Origin of the sequence: Streptosporangium sp. NPDC050855 (assembly GCF_044456585.1) — a bacterium.
GTDB classification, from domain to species: domain Bacteria; phylum Actinomycetota; class Actinomycetes; order Streptosporangiales; family Streptosporangiaceae; genus Streptosporangium; species Streptosporangium longisporum.
The window spans coordinates 1-15,488 of the sequence record NZ_JBITFY010000032.1; the positions used below are offsets into that span (position 1 = coordinate 1).

The following is a 15,488-nucleotide window of genomic DNA, read 5'->3' on the forward strand; positions in this document are numbered from 1 at the left end:
GGGGACGGTGTGGGAGAGTAGGTCACCGCCGGACAATCTTTTTCATGTGGGGCCCTCACCGTTGGTGGGGGCCCTTCGTGTTTCCCGGGGTGCTTCTTGCTTCCCGAGGGTTCTTTCCCGGGGGGTTCTTCTGGCCTTGGTGGGGTTCTTCTCCAGCGGGCCCCTGGCTTTTCTGCGGGGGCCTTTTCTGGGCGTGTCCTGCGAGGGCGAGGCGAGAGTGTGTCGTCACGCGTCCCAGGCCCCGTATGACGTACCCACCTCATACGCCCCTTCGGTGGCATCGGAGAAGGGCTCGTGGAGTTTCGGGAGCTTGCTAGGCTGGAGGAGCCGGGCCACCCCACCAGCGGGTGGCCTTCGTCGCGCCGGACCACGATAGGGCGGGGCAGCGATAGCGAACGGGGCGCACCCCGCGGCCGGAAACCGCCCACACGGCGAATGCCCCATCCGATCGAAGAGATGGGACGCGCTCGCAGAGTGAGCCAACGAATGGACCAGAAGTGAACAGTGACAGCGGGCGCGACGACGCGGGCCGACGAGAAGAGAGCGAGAACCGCGGATCTGGCGGTCAGGGAGGCTACCGCGGCGATCGCGCGGGTGGCGACAGGGGACGTCCGGGAGACGGTCCCCGATATGGTGAGCGCCGCGAAGGGCGCCCGAGTGGTTCCTACGGCTCTCGCGATCGTGGCGACAGGCCGTCCTACAACCGGGACGACCGTGGCGCCGGCCGTCCTCCGTTCAACCGTGACGACCGTGGTTCCGGGCGCCCCCCGTTCAACCGTGACGACCGTCCGGGCGGTGGGCAGAGGCCCTCAGGGCCGCGTGAAGGCGGCCAGCGTTCCTATGGTGACCGCGATCAGAGTCGCGGAGGTTCCTACGGCTCTCGTGACCGTGGTGACAGGCCGTCCTACAACCGGGACGACCGCCCGCCGTTCAACCGCGACAACCGCGGCGGCGACCGTGGAGAGCGTCCTCCGTTCAACCGTGATGCTCGTGGTGGTGGGGATCGTCCCTCGTTCAACCGCGATGATCGTGGTGGGAGTCGTTCGTATGGTGATCGTGATCAGTCGCGTGAGCGTTATGGTTCGCGTCCTGACGGGGAGCGTAAGCCGTTCAACCGTGATGACCGCGGATCGGGCCGGCCCCCGGCCGGTCGCGATGACCGTGGTGGGAGTCGTCCCCCGTTCAACCGTGACGACCGTCCCGGTGGCGGTTACCGGGGTGACCGTGGGGACCGTCCCTCCTACAACCGTGGCGGAGAGCGTCCCCCCTTCAACCGCGACGATCGCGGTGGGAGTCGTCCTCCGTTCAACCGTGACGACCGTGGCGGGGACCGCCCCTCCTACAACCGTGACGACCGTGGCGGCGAGCGCAGGCCGTTCAACCGCGACGACCGCGGATCCGGGCGTCCTCCGTTCAACCGTGACGATCGTCCCGGTGGTGGCTACCGCGGCGGCGACCGTGGAGAGCGTCCTCCGTTCAACCGTGATGCTCGTGGTGGTGGGGATCGTCCCTCGTTCAACCGCGATGATCGTGGTGGGAGTCGTTCGTACGGTGATCGTGATCAGTCGCGTGAGCGTTATGGTTCGCGTCCTGACGGGGAGCGTAAGCCGTTCAACCGTGATGACCGCGGATCGGGCCGGCCCCCGGCCGGTCGCGATGACCGTGGTGGGAGTCGTCCCCCGTTCAACCGTGACGACCGTCCCGGTGGCGGTTACCGGGGTGACCGTGGGGACCGTCCCTCCTACAACCGCGACGACCGCGGGGGGGACCGCCCCTCCTACAACCGTGGCGGAGAGCGTCCCCCCTTCAACCGCGATGACCGTGGTGGGAGCCGTCCTCCGTTCAACCGCGACGACCGTGGCTCCGGGCGTCCCCCGTTCAACCGCGATGATCGTGGTGGGAGCCCTTCGTACGGTGATCGTGACCAGTCGCGTGAGCGTTATGGTTCGCGTCCCGACGGGGAGCGCAAGCCGTTCAACCGCGACGATCGCGGATCCGGCCGGCCCCCGTTCAACCGTGACGACCGCGGTTCAGGCCGGCCGTCCTTCAACCGCGACGACCGCGGTGGGAGTCGTCCTCCGTTCAACCGCGACGATCGCGGTGGGAGTCGTCCTCCGTTCAACCGTGACGACCGTGGCGGGGACCGCCCCTCCTACAACCGTGACGACCGTGGCGGCGAGCGCAGGCCGTTCAACCGCGACGACCGGCCCGGCGGACGCCCCTTCGGTGACCGCGACGGTGAGGGGTCCCGTACCCGCTATGGCCGCGACGACCGGTTCGGCGGCCAGGAGGAGGCTCCCCGCCAGCGTGAGGAACTGCCGGAGCTCGCTCCGGACATCACCGCGGAGGAGCTCGACAAGGAGATCCGCGAGGAGCTGCGCTCCCTCCCGCTCGATCTCGCCGATCTGATCTCGCGTCACCTGGTGGCGGCGGAGAGGGCCCTCGGCGAGGACGACGCGGAGCGGGCGTATGAGCACACCAAGGTCGCACGGCGTTTCGCGGCCAGGATCGGCGTGATCCGTGAGGCCGTGGGCATCGCCGCCTACCGTGCCGGTCACTTCGCCGAGGCGCTCAGCGACCTGCGCGCGGCCCGCCGGATGACGGGGTCCGACTCCTTCCTGCCGGTCATGGCCGACTGCGAGCGCGGTCTCGGGCGGCCCGAACGCGCCCTCGATCTGGTCCGCTCCAAGGAGGCCGAGCGGCTGGACCGCGTCGGCAAGATCGAACTGGCCATCGTGGAGTCCGGTGCCCGCAGGGATCTCGGCCAGAACGACGCGGCGGTCATCACCCTTCAGCGTCTTCCCGAGCTGCGGGACACGCGCCCCCAGCCCTGGTCGGCCCGTCTGGCGTTCGCGTACGCCGACGCGCTGGCCGCAGCCGGACACGAGGAGCCCGCGACCGAGTGGTTCGGCCGTGCGATGGCCTTCGACGAGGACGGTGAGACCGACGCGGCCGAGCGCTACGCGGAGCTGACCGGATCCGTCATCGAGGATCTCGAAGAGGACGAGGACGACGAGGCGATCGACGCCGGAGACGCCCTCGCCGACGACGAGATCGACGCCGGGGACACCGGGAATCTCGGAGAGACCGGAGTCATCGAGGACACCGACGATGACGACGATGTGCCCACCGCCGATGACGTGCTCACCGTCGAGGACGACGAGGACGCCGACGAGGACGAGGACGACGCGGAGCACGGTGACGCCCCCCTGGGCGCGGACGCCGAGGACGACGATCTCGAGGATCTCGAGGATCTCGAGGATCTCGACGACGAGGATGACGACGAGGAAGAGGACGACCGGTCCGTGACCGGAGAGGTTCCGGCCGGCGGGTCCACCGCCGACGCCGGCCCTTCGGGGGACGAGCCTTCCACGGAGGCGGCCGAGTCCGGGACCCGGGAGAAGACCGAGCCCAAGGTCCAGAAGGCCGGCAAGGCCGACCTCGTCGGACCGGCGTTCATCGAGCCCGACTTCGGGGACATTCTCAGCGATGTCCCTGACATCGACCCCGATGACGAGGACGAGATCGGCCCTGGCCGGGACGGCGACTCCGGCCGCGCTCACCGGAGCAGGAACGACAAGAAGTAGTCCAGAACGGCCTCGTACCGCCGCGGAGACGGTTCACCGCTCCGCGGCGGTACGAGACATGCCCGTGACGGACGAGATCCCGTGACGGCCCGGGACGTCCCGTGACGGCACGATCCCGTACCGATCCGGACGTCCCACAAGGGTGTCCGCCCGTGGCCTGCCGTCGAGGACGGAGGCCACGGGTCCCTCAGGGCTGGACCCGGTTCAGCCAGTGCAGGATCCCGGCCACGTTGGACGGGGCGCCGCTGAGCAGTTCGAACTGCTCGGCGGTCGTCTCGTCCCCCCTCAGGGCGGCGTAGCGGTCGCGGGTACGGTCCCTGACCATGGCCACGGCGTGGTCCAGGTCCATTCCCTCCGCGTGGGCCTGCCGGGTCAGGTCGACCCAGACGCGCAGCTCCTCGGCAGAGCGCCCGAGCGTCTCCTCCACATCCGTGACCGGGCCGTAGTGGCTGAAGAGCAGCCGTTGCGGCCCCAGTGCCTCGAACAGGGCGATGGAGTCCAGCGCGGTCTGCAGGTCGAAATCCGGTGGGGGCGTGGCGGGCCGCAGGTCGCCGGTCTCCGGAAGGTAGACGCCGGCCGCGTCTCCCACGTACAGGTCACCGGTGCCCGAGTCGACGAGCCCCACGTGGTGCTTGGCGTGCCCGGGGGAGTAGTGACTGCTCAGTGTGCGCCCGTTGCCGAGGTCGATGGAGCCGGTGTCGCCGAGCGCACGGATCCTGGACGCCTCGGTGGGGGACAGCTCGCCGAACAGGACGTCCAGCTTGTCGCCCCAGACCATGCGGGCACTGCTCATCAGCCTGGACGGGTCGGCGAGGTGCCGGGCGCCCTTCTCGTGCACCACTATCTCCGCGTCCGGGTAGAAACCGGCGATGTCGCCGACCCCTCCCGCATGGTCCAGGTGGATGTGCGTGACGACGACCGTGGCGAGGTCCCGAGGGCCGACGCCCAGGGAGGTCAGGGCGTCGCGGACCACGGGGGCGGAGGTGGAGGTGCCGGTCTCCACCAGGCAGGGCCGGTCCCCGAGGATCAGGTAACCGGCCGTGATGCCGGAGTACCCGGCCATTCTCGTGTCGATCTCATAGACGTCTCCGCCGAGGGCGGTGATGTTATCCACGGGTCACCTCATCAATGGAACCGGCGTCTCCAGAACAGTATTCGGCTCTTTGGGTGCGTCTCCCGGAGTGGCGACGCGGAAAGGTCCCCGAATCGCTCAAGGGGCCGGATCCCCGGCCGGCGCGGGCGTCCCGGATCCGGACGTCTCCACGGGGGTGAGCAGGCGGAGCACCAGGCCGGTCCGGGGCTTGGGGCCGAACGAGGTGGACTTGCGGGGCACCCGTTCTCCCTGGGCCGCGACCGCGAGCACGTCGTCGACCGCCAGCGGGCGCAGCAGCACGGCCGTCCCGCCACAGGCCCGCGCGAGCCGTACGGCGGCCTCCGGGTCGTGGTGGACGATGTGCACCGACCGCTCGTCGTCGTCCGTCCCCCACACCTTGGGAAGCAGGAACTCGGCCAGGACGGACGTGTTCAGCGCCCGCCAGCCGGCCGACCGGCCCGGGGGCATGGCGTGCTCGAGCTGGTCGGGGTCGGGGTCGCTGAGCAGGTGGACGAGGTCTCCGCCGGCCAGCAGGTAGGCCGGTCCGGTGGTCTTCTCCAGCGCGGCCAGCCCTTCGTCCAGGTCGGCGTGTTCCTGTACCCGCCAGGAGCCCCTGGCCTTGGTCAGCGCCTCCTCGGGCGGCAGGCCCGGGACGACCCGGTGGATGGCCTTGAGGTTGGGCGGGTAGGCGGTGGAGTCCACCAGGAGGGCGAGGCCGAAGTCCCACGGCCCGGGTTCCACGGAGACTGAGGAGCCCGGCGTCCCTCCCGCATCGGCCGTCCCGGTGACCCCGGAACTCCCGGCCTCCTCGCCGCCCGTCGCCGCCCGGTGCTCACGCTGGAGCTCCAGGTAGGTGGCGTAGCGGTGGTGCCCGTCGGCGATGAGGGCCTGCCGGGGGCGGAGGTCGGCGTCGATCGAGGCGAGCTCCTCCGCGTCGGTGACGGCCCACAGCCGGTGCCGGAGGCCGTCGGAGGTCTCCGCCTCCGCCAGCGGCGGCCGGGAGGCGGAGATCCGGTCGACGAGGTGGGTGGTGGCGCCCCCCGCGCCGTCGTAGAGCAGGAAGATGGGCTCCAGGTTGGCCTCGGTGGTGCTCATCAGTGCCAGCCGGTCCGCGACCGGGCCGGGCATGACGTCCTCGTGCGGCAGGATGATGTTCGACTCCGGCCCGGCCAGCCCCACGTCCCCGATGAGCCCGCGCTGCAGGATCCCGGGCCCGGACTGCTCGTACACGTAGAGGGCGGGCCTGTCGTCGGCGGCCAGCACTCCCGAGGAGAGCCATTCGTGGAGCGTCGCGCGCGCCTCGGCGTATCTGTGGCGGTCGGAGCCGGGAAGGATCAAACGCACCACGTTGTTGGGATGGGTGTCGAGCAGCTCTCGCACCCCGGCCTCGTCGATGAGGTCGTAGGGCGGGGAGGTGACCCCGGCCAGATCGTCGACCGTGAACCGTATTCCGCGGAACGGGCGTAGCACCAGCCCGTCAGGTACCGGCAGTTCAGGATTCGCCATAGAGGGCATGCTGCCATAAAGGCCAGAACCGGCCGGGAGCCACTTCAAGGCCGTGGTGGTGTCCGGCCCCCCGTCTGGAATCGGCCGGATCGGTCAGATCTGTCGTCTGTCGATGAAGGAGGCCTCACACGATGGTCCAGGGACGTGGCGGTCCGTCCGATTCCCCCGGTCCCGAGACGGGAACGCCGGTCGGGGACGTCTACGAATGGTTTCAACGAGGGATGAGGCTGCTGTCCGAGGGCAGCCCCGCGGCCGCGGCCGCGCTTCTGGAGCGGGCGGCCGACGCTGAGCCGGAGTCGCGCAGCGTCCGCGAGGCCCTCGCCCGGGCACAGTTCAACTCCCGCCAGTACGCCGACGCGGCCGACAGCTTCCGCTGGATCATCGACGCCAATCCGGCCGAGGACTACGCGTACTTCGGCCTCGGGCTGTCCCTGTGGCGGACCGGGGACATGGAGGGGGCGCAGGAGCCCCTGGCCATCGCCGTGGCCATGCGGCCCGACCTGCGGCACTACGTCTCCGCCCTGAAGAGCGTGCGCGCCACGCTGCGCGCCCGCCGGATGTGATCCGGGCCGCGCGCCCGCCCACCCGACCCCCGCCCCGACCCCCGAAATCCCCGCCCCCTGAACCCTCCGGCACCACCCCGACCCCCGAAATCCCCGCCTCCCGAACCTTCCGGCACCACCCGCCGCCCGCCGCCCGCCACCCGCCCGGCATTCGCCGCCCCCGGCCCCCGCTCTCGTTCCGGGTGGTCCACCGGCCCCGGATGATCCACCAAGTCTCGGGTGATCCATCCACGATGCGGTGACGAGTGATGGAATGGGCCGGTGGACACGAATACGCTGATCGACTCCTATGACACCCTCCTGCTGGATCTCGACGGGGTGGTGTACCTCGGGCGCGCGGCCGTACCCGGGGCTCCGGAGTCCCTGCGCGAGGCGGCCGAGCGGGGCGTGCGCCTGGCGTACGTCACCAACAACGCCTCGCGCACCCCGGCGGCCATCGCCCAGCACCTGAGCGATCTGGGCGCCCCGGCGACCGCAGAGGACGTCGTCACCTCGGCCCAGGCCGCGGCGCGGCTCGTGGCCGAGCGGTTCGGGCCGGGCGCCGCGGTCCTGGTGGTGGGCGGCATGGGGCTGCGCGTCGCGCTGCGCGCCCACGGCCTGCGGCCGGTCAGCACCGCCAGGGACGCCCCGGTGGCCGTCGTCCAGGGCATGGCCCTCGACCTCTCCTACGGGCTGTTGGCCGAGGGGGCGCTCGCGGTGCGCGGTGGCGCGCTCTTCGTGGCCGCGAACACCGACTCGACGCTGCCGACGGCCAGGGGCGAGCTTCCCGGCAACGGCTCGATGGTCAGGGTGATCGCCACGGCGACCGGGGTGGAGCCGGTCGTGGCGGGCAAGCCCGCGCCGCCGCTGCACCGCGAGTCGATGCTCCGTACCGGATCACGGCGGCCCCTGGTGGTCGGCGACCGGCTCGACACCGACATCGAGGGGGCGACCAACGCGGGCGTCGACAGCCTGCTGGTGCTGACCGGCGTGGCGACCCCGCTGGACCTGCTGACCGCCGAGCCCCGCCACCGCCCCACTTACGTCGCCGCCGACCTGTCGGCGCTGCACCTGCCCTATCCGGAGGTACGGAGCACCGAACGGGGATGGGTCTGCCAGGGCTGGACGGCCCGCTGGGAGGGGGACGCGCTGGCCCTGGAGGGGGAGGGCGACCCGCTCGACGGGCTCCGGGTGGCCTCCGCGGCGACCTGGGAGGCGGTGGGCGACGAACGGGCGGACGAGGACGCGGTCAAGGTGGCGCTGGACGCCGTCCTGCCCCCGCGGGGCCCCGCCGCCACCAGCTGACCACCCCCGCCGGCCTCGTCCGCACGCCGGCCGTCCCCGCCCGCCGATCCCGTCGGCCGTTCCCGTCCAGGTCCCCGGCCCGACCTCGTTCCCCGCTCGCCGATCCCGTCGGCCGTTCCCGTCCGGGTCCCCCGGCCCGACCTCGTCCGCGCTCGCCGAGCGTCCCCGTCGCCCCGGCCGTCGCACCGGGGCTCCGGGGACGTCCTCAGAGGAGCCTGCGCAGGCGCAGGAGGTCGCCGAAGCTGGCGTCGATCTTGACTCGGCCGCCGAAGACGGCGCGTCCCATGTCGAGCTCCCCGTTCACCAGGGAGACCAGGTCGTCGCTGCCGATGGTCAGTTTCACCTCGGCCCTGCGGTCGTCGCCCGGCGCCAGGTCCTCGAAGGGACCGAGGCCGCCGTGGTGGAGGCGGCCGTAGAAGGTGACGCCCAGATCCTTGACGTGGCAGCTGATGCTGCGTTCGACCACGTGCCTGGCGCGGCTCTCCTGGTCGACCTCGTCGAACTGCTCGCCGAGTTTGCGCAGTGCCGTCCGGCACTCGTCGACGGTCGCCATCGCGTCGCGCTCCCTTCTCCTGCCGGACCGGCCCGGATCCCTCTCAGGTACGGACGGTAGCGTTCCATACGGGGAAGGCCGCAGTCCGGCGCGGGGGTGCCGGGAAAAGGATGCTCCCCATGACGTACGGCCCGTCCGGGACGGACGGTGCCCGTCCCGACGAGATGACAACGATCGGATCGCCGGGATGGTTCGCGCCCGCCCCGATCCCGCCGGGCGTTCCGCCGATTTTCGGAACGTCCCCGGGGACGGGCCCGCGACCGCGCAGGGGAACGGTCCCGGACACGCTCCGGAAGGCGTCCGGGACACGGGAACACGGACAGGCGGGACACGGACAGGCGGGACACGGGACCGGCGCCGGTGCGACGGGCGACGCGGGTTCCGATACGGTCGGGGAGTTCAGGCGCGGCACCGGCGGGCGCCGTGCCCGCGTGACGACCCGTACGCCCCGCCGGCGCCGTCCGCGGGCCCGCCCGCGGTCACATGGCCCGGATGGGCGGGCCGACCGGCCGGGGACGGGTACGGGACCTGCCGTACGGGACGACCGCGGCACGAGAAGCGACCGGGAGAGGTTCCGGAGGGGACACATGACGGACCTGCTGGAGGAGACCGGCGACGGGCGGGCGGACGCCGCGCTGAGCGGCCTGGCCCGGCTCGGCGCCCTGCCCGTCTCCGCGCACGCGGACGTCTTCGAGGAGGTGTTCACCGGGCTGGAGCACGCGCTCGCCTCGGTGGACGACCGGCCGGGCACGCCCGGCCGGGACGCGGAACGGCCGGGCGAGGCGGGGGAGCGGCACCGGTGAGCAGGCGGGCACGTCTCGACAGCGAACTGGTCCGCCGCAAGCTCGCGCGCTCCCGGGAGCAGGCGGCCCAGCTCATCGAGGCCGGGCGGGTCAGCGTCGGCGGCAGGACGGCGGAGAAGCCCGCGACCCAGGTCGACACGGCCTCGGCGATCGTGGTCGCGGAGGCGGCCGAGGGGCCCGACTACGTCTCGCGGGGGGCGCACAAGCTCCTCGGGGCGCTGGAGGCGTTCGGCCCCCGGGGGCTCACCGTGGCGGGCCGGCGCTGCCTGGACGCGGGGGCCTCGACCGGTGGCTTCACCGACGTGCTGCTGCGCGCCGGGGCCGAGCACGTGCTGGCCGTCGACGTCGGGTACGGCCAGCTCGCGTGGTCGCTGCGGACCGACGACAGGGTCACGGTGATGGAGCGCGTCAACGTCAGGGACCTGACCCCGGAGCTGGTCGGCGAGCCGCCCCCCACGCTGATCGTCGGAGACCTCTCCTTCATCTCCCTGCGGCTGGTGCTGCCCGCCCTGACGCGCTGCGCGGCCGGGCGGGCGGACTTCGCGATGCTGGTCAAGCCCCAGTTCGAGGTCGGCAGGGAACGGGTGGGCGCGGGCGGGGTCGTCCGGGATCCCGCGCTGCGGGCCGAGTCCGTGCGGGAGGTGGCCCGATCCGCGGGGACGCTCGGCCTGGAGGTGCGGGGGGTCACCGCGAGCCCGCTGCCGGGCCCGTCGGGCAACGTCGAGTACGTCCTGTGGCTCGGCAAGGGGGAGGGGCCCCCACCGGTCGCCGACCTCGACGCCGAGATCGAGCGCGCGGTACGGGAGGGTCCCCGGTAGAAAGGAACCTCCACCGGAAGGTGCCGGCGCGAGGCCCCCGGCCGGAGGGCGTCCCGCGGGGGCGCCTTCAGGGGAGGGGCCTGCCATAGGGTCCCCTTCGGGTGGGAAGGCTCGTGGACGGGTTCCGACGCAAGGCCGGCGGGAGGGCCACGACAGGTGGCGACCCGGGAGAGTGAGACACATGACTGCCAAGCGCACCGTGCTGGTCACCGCGCACACCGGGCGGGAGGCGGCGGTCGACAGCGCCCGGATGGTGATCGGGCGGTTCGTGGACGCCGGGCTGACCGTGCGCGTCCTCAGCGCCGAGGCCGACGAGATCGCCTGCGCCGGGGCCGACGTGGTCCCCGCGGGCTCGGCGGCGGTCGACGACGCCGAGATGATGATCGTGCTCGGCGGTGACGGGAGCCTGCTGCGGGCGGCCGAGCTGGCGCGCCCGGCCGGGGTGCCGCTGCTGGGCGTCAACCTCGGCCACGTGGGCTTCCTGGCCGAGGCCGAGGTCGAGGACCTGGCGGAGGCGGTCGACAGCGTGGTGGAGGGCCGCTACGACGTCGAGGAGCGGATGACCATCGAGGTCACGGCCCGCCTCAACGGCAAGCTGCTGGCCGACAGCTGGGCGCTGAACGAGGCCACCGTCGAGAAGAGCGAGCGGATGCTGGAGGTGGTCGCCGAGATCGACGGACGGCCGCTGTCGCGGTGGGGGTGCGACGGGGTGATCTGCGCCACGCCGACGGGTTCGACCGCGTACGCGTTCTCGGCGGGCGGCCCGGTCGTCTGGCCCGAGGTGGAGGCGCTGCTGCTGGTCCCGATCAGCGCGCACGCCCTGTTCGCCCGGCCCCTGGTGGTCTCGCCGCGGTCCAGGCTCGCGCTGGAGGTCCAGCCGGACACGGCCGGCGCGGTGCTGTGGTGCGACGGCCGCCGCAGGTTCGACCTGCCCGCGGGCGCGAGGGTGGAGCTCAGGCGGGCCGCGCTGCCGGTACGGCTGGCCAGGCTGCACGGCCTGGAGGACACCGGGGCGCCGTTCACCGACCGCCTGGTCGCCAAATTCGATCTCCCCGTTCAGGGCTGGCGTGGCCGGGTGAGGCCCTAGTTCGTCCGGGCGAGAGGCCTCCGGAGCGCGTAGGATCGTGCCCGCGCACCGCACTGATGTTCGGTGAACTCGATGTGACGGGAGGGACCAGTGCGACCCAGAGTCGAGGAGGTCCGCATCCAGGGGCTCGGCGTGATCGATGAGGCCGTCCTGGTGTTATCGCCGGGATTCACCGTGGTCACGGGCGAGACGGGTGCGGGCAAGACCATGGTCGTCACCGGTCTGGGGCTGCTGTTCGGCGGTCGGGCCGACCCCGCCCGTGTCCGCCCCGGTTCCGACAGGACCACCATCGAGGGCACGCTGATGATCGACCCGGCCGGCCGGGTCGCCCAGCAGGTGCAGGACCTCGGCGGCCAGGTCGAGGACGGCGAGCTGATCATCTCGCGGACCGTCTCCGTCGAGGGGCGCAGCCGCGCCTGGCTGGGCGGGCGCACCGTCCCGGTCGGCACCCTGACCTACCTCGCCGAGGACCTGGTCGCCGTGCACGGCCAGATGGACCAGCAGCGGCTGCTGCAGGCCGGACGGCAGCGCGCCGCCCTCGACCGCTACGCCGGTGAGGAGCTGGTCAAGCCGCTGCGCGCCTACGAGCAGGCCTACAAGCGGCACCGCAAGGCCGCCGAGCAGCTGGCCGAGCTCACCACCAGGGCCAGGGAACGCGCCCAGGAGGCCGACCAGCTCAGGTTCGGGCTCGGCGAGGTCGAGAAGGCCGATCCCAAGCCCGGCGAGGAGAACGAGCTGCGCGAGGAGGAGGAGCGGCTCTCGCACGCCGACTCCCTGCGCAGCGCCGCCGAGAGCGCGCACCGGGCGCTGCTCGGCGACCCGATGTCGGGCGAGCAGGCCATGCCGGACGCCATCGCGCTGGTCGGCGAGGCCCGCACGGCCGTCGAGGCGGTACGCGACTTCGACCCGGCGCTTTCGGGCATCGCCGACCGGCTCGCCGAGGCGGGTTACCTGATCTCCGACGTGGCGACCGAGCTGGCCGCGTACGCCGAGTCGGTCGACTCCGACCCGGGCCGGCTCGCGGCCGTGCAGGAGCGGCGGGCCGAGCTCATCCACGTCATCCGCAGGTACGGCCAGGACACGCACGAGGTGCTGGCCTGGGCGGCGCGGGCGGCCGCGCGCGTCGCCGAGCTCGACGGCGACGACGACCGCATCGCCGAGCTCACCCGCGAGCAGGAGGAGCTCACCGAGCTGCTCACCGAGCTGGCCGCCGAGCTGACCCGGGTCAGGACGGCGGCGGCGGAGCGGTTCGGGCAGGCGGTGACCGAGGAGCTGACCGCGCTGGCCATGCCGCACGCCCGAGTGGTGGTCGTCATCACCGCCGCCTCCGAGTTCGGCCCGCACGGCGTCGACGAGGTCGAGCTGCGCCTGTCCCCGCACCCGGCCTCGCCGCCGCTGCCGCTGAACAAGGGCGCCTCCGGCGGTGAGCTGAGCCGGGTGATGCTCGCCATCGAGGTGGTGTTCGCCGGCGCCGACCCGGTCCCGACGTTCGTCTTCGACGAGGTCGACGCGGGGGTGGGCGGCAAGGCCGCCGTGGAGATCGGCCGCAGGCTGGCCAGGCTGGCCCGCACCTCGCAGGTGATCGTCGTCACCCACCTGCCGCAGGTGGCGGCCTTCGCCGACCAGCACCTGGTGGTGGAGAAGGCCGACGACGGCAGCGTGGTGCGCAGCGGCGTGATCGCCCTGGACATGGACGGCCGGGCACGGGAGCTGTCCCGGATGCTCGCCGGCCTGGAGGACTCCGAGCTGGGCCGCGCGCACGCGCAGGAGCTGCTGTCGATCGCCGCCGCCGACAAGGCGTGACCGGCGGGCACGTGACGGTGTGAAGGAGCGCCCGCCCCCGGCGTGATCACGGCGTGACGGCCGCAAGGGCGGGTGCGAGGGCGGGCACGCGAAGGGGAGACGCGCCCGTTCCGGGGAAACGGGAGGCAGGCTCGTCCTGTGACGTATCTGACACGCTGCCGCCTGTTTGGCTCTCCCGGTCGTTCCCTCTGGCAGGATGGGCGTGATGAAGGTGCCGATTGACGGGCTGCAGGACAGGCTCACGGGGTACCTCCGCCGCAGGAAGGTCACGGACCTTCCCGGGGTGACGGCAGTGGCGAGAATCGATCGGCGGACCAAGAGGCTGACCAAGCGCCTCAGGGCCGGGGAAATCGCGATTATCGATCACGTTGACGTTGACCGGGTGAGCGCGGAGGCGCTTGTCGCGTGCGGCGCGGCGGGCGTCGTCGACGTCGCCGCGGGCATCAGCGGCCGCTACCCGAACCTGGGCCCGCAGATCATCGTCGAGGCCGGGGTGCCGTTCATCGACAACGCCACCCCCGAGCTGTTCGAGCGCATCAAGGACGGCGACCTGGTCCGGCTGCACGAGGGCGTCGTGTACCTGGGGGAGGAGGCGGTCGGCAAGGGCGACGTGCAGACCACCGAGTCCATCGAGGCCGCGATGAGCGAGGCGCGCGCCGGGCTGACCGTGCAGATCGAGGCGTTCGCCGCCAACACCATGGAGTACGTCCGCCGCGAGCGCGACCTGCTCATCGACGGGATCGGCGTGCCCGAGGTGCGGACCGTGATGGAGGGCAGGCACGTCCTCATCGTGGTGCGCGGCTACCACTACAAGGAGGACATCGCCGCCCTTCGCCCCTACATCCGCGAGTACCGGCCGGTCATGGTCGCGGTGGACGGCGGCGCCGACGCGCTGCTGGAGGCGGGCTACACGCCCGACATCATCGTGGGCGACTTCGACTCGGTCTCCACCAAGGCGATCTGCACCGGCGCGGAGCTGATCGTGCACGCCTACCGCGACGGCAGGGCGCCGGGGCTGGAACGGGTCCAGCAGCTCGGCCGCAGCGCGGTGCTCTTCCCGGCCATCGGGACCAGCGAGGACATCGCCATGCTGCTCGCCGACGACAAGGGCGCCGACCTCATCGTCGCCGTCGGCACCCACGCGACGCTGGTGGAGTTCCTCGACAAGGGCCGCTCGGGCATGGCCAGCACCTTCCTCACCCGGCTGAGGGTGGGCAGCAAGCTCGTCGACGCCAAGGGCGTCAGCCGGCTCTACCGCAGCCGGATATCCACTCCGTCCCTGCTCCTGCTCGTCGCCACCACGCTGATCACCATGGGGGTGGCGATCGTCGTCTCCCCGGTGGGCAAGATCTGGCTGGACAGCATGCGCGACGTCTGGAGCGGCTTCATCTTCTGGCTGGTCGGACTCTTCTCGTGATCGATTTCCGCTATCACCTCGTCTCCATCGTCGCGATCTTCCTGGCCCTGTCGGTCGGCATCGTGCTGGGCACCACCCTGCTGGAGGACCCCGTCATCAAGGCGAGCGAGCTGGCCGTCAACCAGTTCCGCGAGGGCAACAACGAGCTCCGCGAGCAGGTGGAGACCCTGCAGAAGCGCGAGGCCGCCAACGACGCCTTCGTCGTCGGCGACACCCCCCGGCTCGTCCAGGACGCGCTGACCGGCAAGCGCGTCGTGATCGTCGAGGCGCCCGGCGCCGCGACGGCCGTGCGCGAGGCGGCGCAGGAGGTGCTCGAGGAGGCCGGGGCGACCGTGACCGGCCGGGTCACCCTCGCCGAGAGGTACGTCGACCCCGACCAGGTGGGCTTCGTCGACAAGCTGGCGGTCGGGGCCAAGGCCCCCGAGACCGTCTTCGCGGCCGAGGACACCGCCTACGACAAGGCGGCCGAGGTGCTCGCCGGCGCGATCGTGACGACCGACCCCGGCCAGGCGGGCGAGGAGCACCCGGCGGGCGCCGGCATCCTCGACGCCTTCCAGCGCGGCGGCCTGATCAGCGTCACCGACACCCCGGCCAGGCGCGCGGACCTGGCGCTGGTGATCGCCCCGGCCGAGGCGTACACCGGTGACGACGCCGCCCAGCAGGCGCGCGCGCTGGTCACGCTGGCGCTCGGCCTGGACGAGGCGGGCCAGGGCGCCGTGCTGGCCGGTACGCAGACCGCGGCGGCGACCGGCGGGGTCATCACCGCGATCCGCGACGACGCCGCCTTCACCGAGAAGATCTCCACCGTCGACACCGTCGATATGCCCGCGGGACGGGTCGTGGTGGTCTACGCTCTCCGGGAGCAACTGACCGGGCTGGCCGGCCAGTACGGCATAGGCCCCGGCGTCTCCGGCATCGAGCCCAGCGCGACGCCGACCCCCACGGCCGCCACGGCCACCTCCGGAGGATGATTC

General features: G+C 72.2%; 13 protein-coding genes. 9 read left to right on the forward strand and 4 right to left on the reverse strand.

Going from position 1 to position 15,488, the window contains the following annotated elements:
• Window positions 1-2,030: 2,030 nt before the first annotated feature.
• Window positions 2,031-2,420, reverse strand: a complete 390-nt coding sequence (locus ACIBCT_RS37765) for a hypothetical protein (protein ID WP_399196823.1) — start codon at window positions 2,418-2,420, stop codon at window positions 2,031-2,033.
• 3 nt (window positions 2,421-2,423) lie between these two features.
• Here ACIBCT_RS37765 and ACIBCT_RS37770 point away from each other — a divergent pair, with 3 nt between their 5' ends.
• A complete protein-coding gene (locus ACIBCT_RS37770; RefSeq protein WP_399196824.1) occupies window positions 2,424-3,587 on the forward strand; it encodes a hypothetical protein in 1,164 nt (387 codons plus the stop codon).
• Window positions 3,588-3,774: 187 nt separating this feature from the next.
• Here the strand turns inward: ACIBCT_RS37770 and ACIBCT_RS37775 are convergent, their stop codons facing one another.
• Together ACIBCT_RS37775 and ACIBCT_RS37780 are read right to left on the reverse strand one after the other, a co-directional pair.
• A complete protein-coding gene (locus tag ACIBCT_RS37775; protein WP_399196825.1) occupies window positions 3,775-4,701 on the reverse strand; it encodes an MBL fold metallo-hydrolase in 927 nt (308 codons plus the stop codon).
• Between the two features lie 96 nt (window positions 4,702-4,797).
• Window positions 4,798-6,195, reverse strand: coding sequence for a DUF1015 family protein (locus ACIBCT_RS37780; RefSeq protein WP_399196826.1), 1,398 nt, complete (start codon window positions 6,193-6,195; stop codon window positions 4,798-4,800).
• 122 nt (window positions 6,196-6,317) lie between these two features.
• On the opposite strand from ACIBCT_RS37780, the gene ACIBCT_RS37785 reads away from it, so the two are divergent.
• Both ACIBCT_RS37785 and ACIBCT_RS37790 read left to right on the forward strand, forming a co-directional pair.
• Window positions 6,318-6,749: a tetratricopeptide repeat protein gene (locus ACIBCT_RS37785; protein ID WP_344903551.1), complete on the forward strand. Its 432-nt coding sequence runs from the start codon at window positions 6,318-6,320 to the stop codon at window positions 6,747-6,749.
• A 261-nt stretch (window positions 6,750-7,010) separates the two neighbouring features.
• Window positions 7,011-8,033 carry an HAD-IIA family hydrolase gene (locus tag ACIBCT_RS37790; RefSeq protein ID WP_399196827.1) on the forward strand — a complete coding sequence of 341 codons (1,023 nt, stop codon included), beginning with the start codon at window positions 7,011-7,013 and terminating at the stop codon, window positions 8,031-8,033.
• A gap of 205 nt (window positions 8,034-8,238) precedes the next feature.
• Here ACIBCT_RS37790 and ACIBCT_RS37795 read toward each other — a convergent pair whose 3' ends face one another.
• Window positions 8,239-8,586 carry an SCP2 sterol-binding domain-containing protein gene (locus ACIBCT_RS37795; RefSeq protein WP_399196828.1) on the reverse strand — a complete coding sequence of 116 codons (348 nt, stop codon included), beginning with the start codon at window positions 8,584-8,586 and terminating at the stop codon, window positions 8,239-8,241.
• 587 nt (window positions 8,587-9,173) lie between these two features.
• Between ACIBCT_RS37795 and ACIBCT_RS37800 the strand changes: the two genes are divergently transcribed.
• The 6 genes from ACIBCT_RS37800 (at window position 9,174) to ACIBCT_RS37825 (ending at window position 15,485) form a co-directional block, all read left to right on the forward strand.
• Window positions 9,174-9,389, forward strand: a complete 216-nt coding sequence (locus ACIBCT_RS37800) for a hypothetical protein (RefSeq protein WP_399196829.1) — start codon at window positions 9,174-9,176, stop codon at window positions 9,387-9,389.
• Window positions 9,386-10,207: a TlyA family RNA methyltransferase gene (locus ACIBCT_RS37805; protein ID WP_399196830.1), complete on the forward strand. Its 822-nt coding sequence runs from the start codon at window positions 9,386-9,388 to the stop codon at window positions 10,205-10,207. The genes ACIBCT_RS37800 and ACIBCT_RS37805 overlap by 4 nt, the downstream gene beginning before the upstream one ends.
• A 181-nt stretch (window positions 10,208-10,388) precedes the next feature.
• The gene (locus tag ACIBCT_RS37810) at window positions 10,389-11,294 is read left to right on the forward strand and encodes an NAD kinase (RefSeq protein WP_399196831.1); all 906 of its coding nucleotides are present in this window, start codon (window positions 10,389-10,391) and stop codon (window positions 11,292-11,294) included.
• 90 nt (window positions 11,295-11,384) lie between these two features.
• A complete protein-coding gene (recN, locus tag ACIBCT_RS37815) occupies window positions 11,385-13,097 on the forward strand; it encodes a DNA repair protein RecN (RefSeq protein ID WP_399196832.1) in 1,713 nt (570 codons plus the stop codon).
• A gap of 205 nt (window positions 13,098-13,302) precedes the next feature.
• Window positions 13,303-14,514: a putative cytokinetic ring protein SteA gene (gene steA, locus ACIBCT_RS37820; protein WP_399196833.1), complete on the forward strand. Its 1,212-nt coding sequence runs from the start codon at window positions 13,303-13,305 to the stop codon at window positions 14,512-14,514.
• Entirely contained in the window at window positions 14,511-15,485 is a 975-nt protein-coding gene (locus tag ACIBCT_RS37825) for a copper transporter (RefSeq protein WP_399196834.1), read from the forward strand. The genes steA and ACIBCT_RS37825 overlap by 4 nt, the downstream gene beginning before the upstream one ends.
• The last annotated feature ends 3 nt before the right edge of the window (window positions 15,486-15,488 follow it).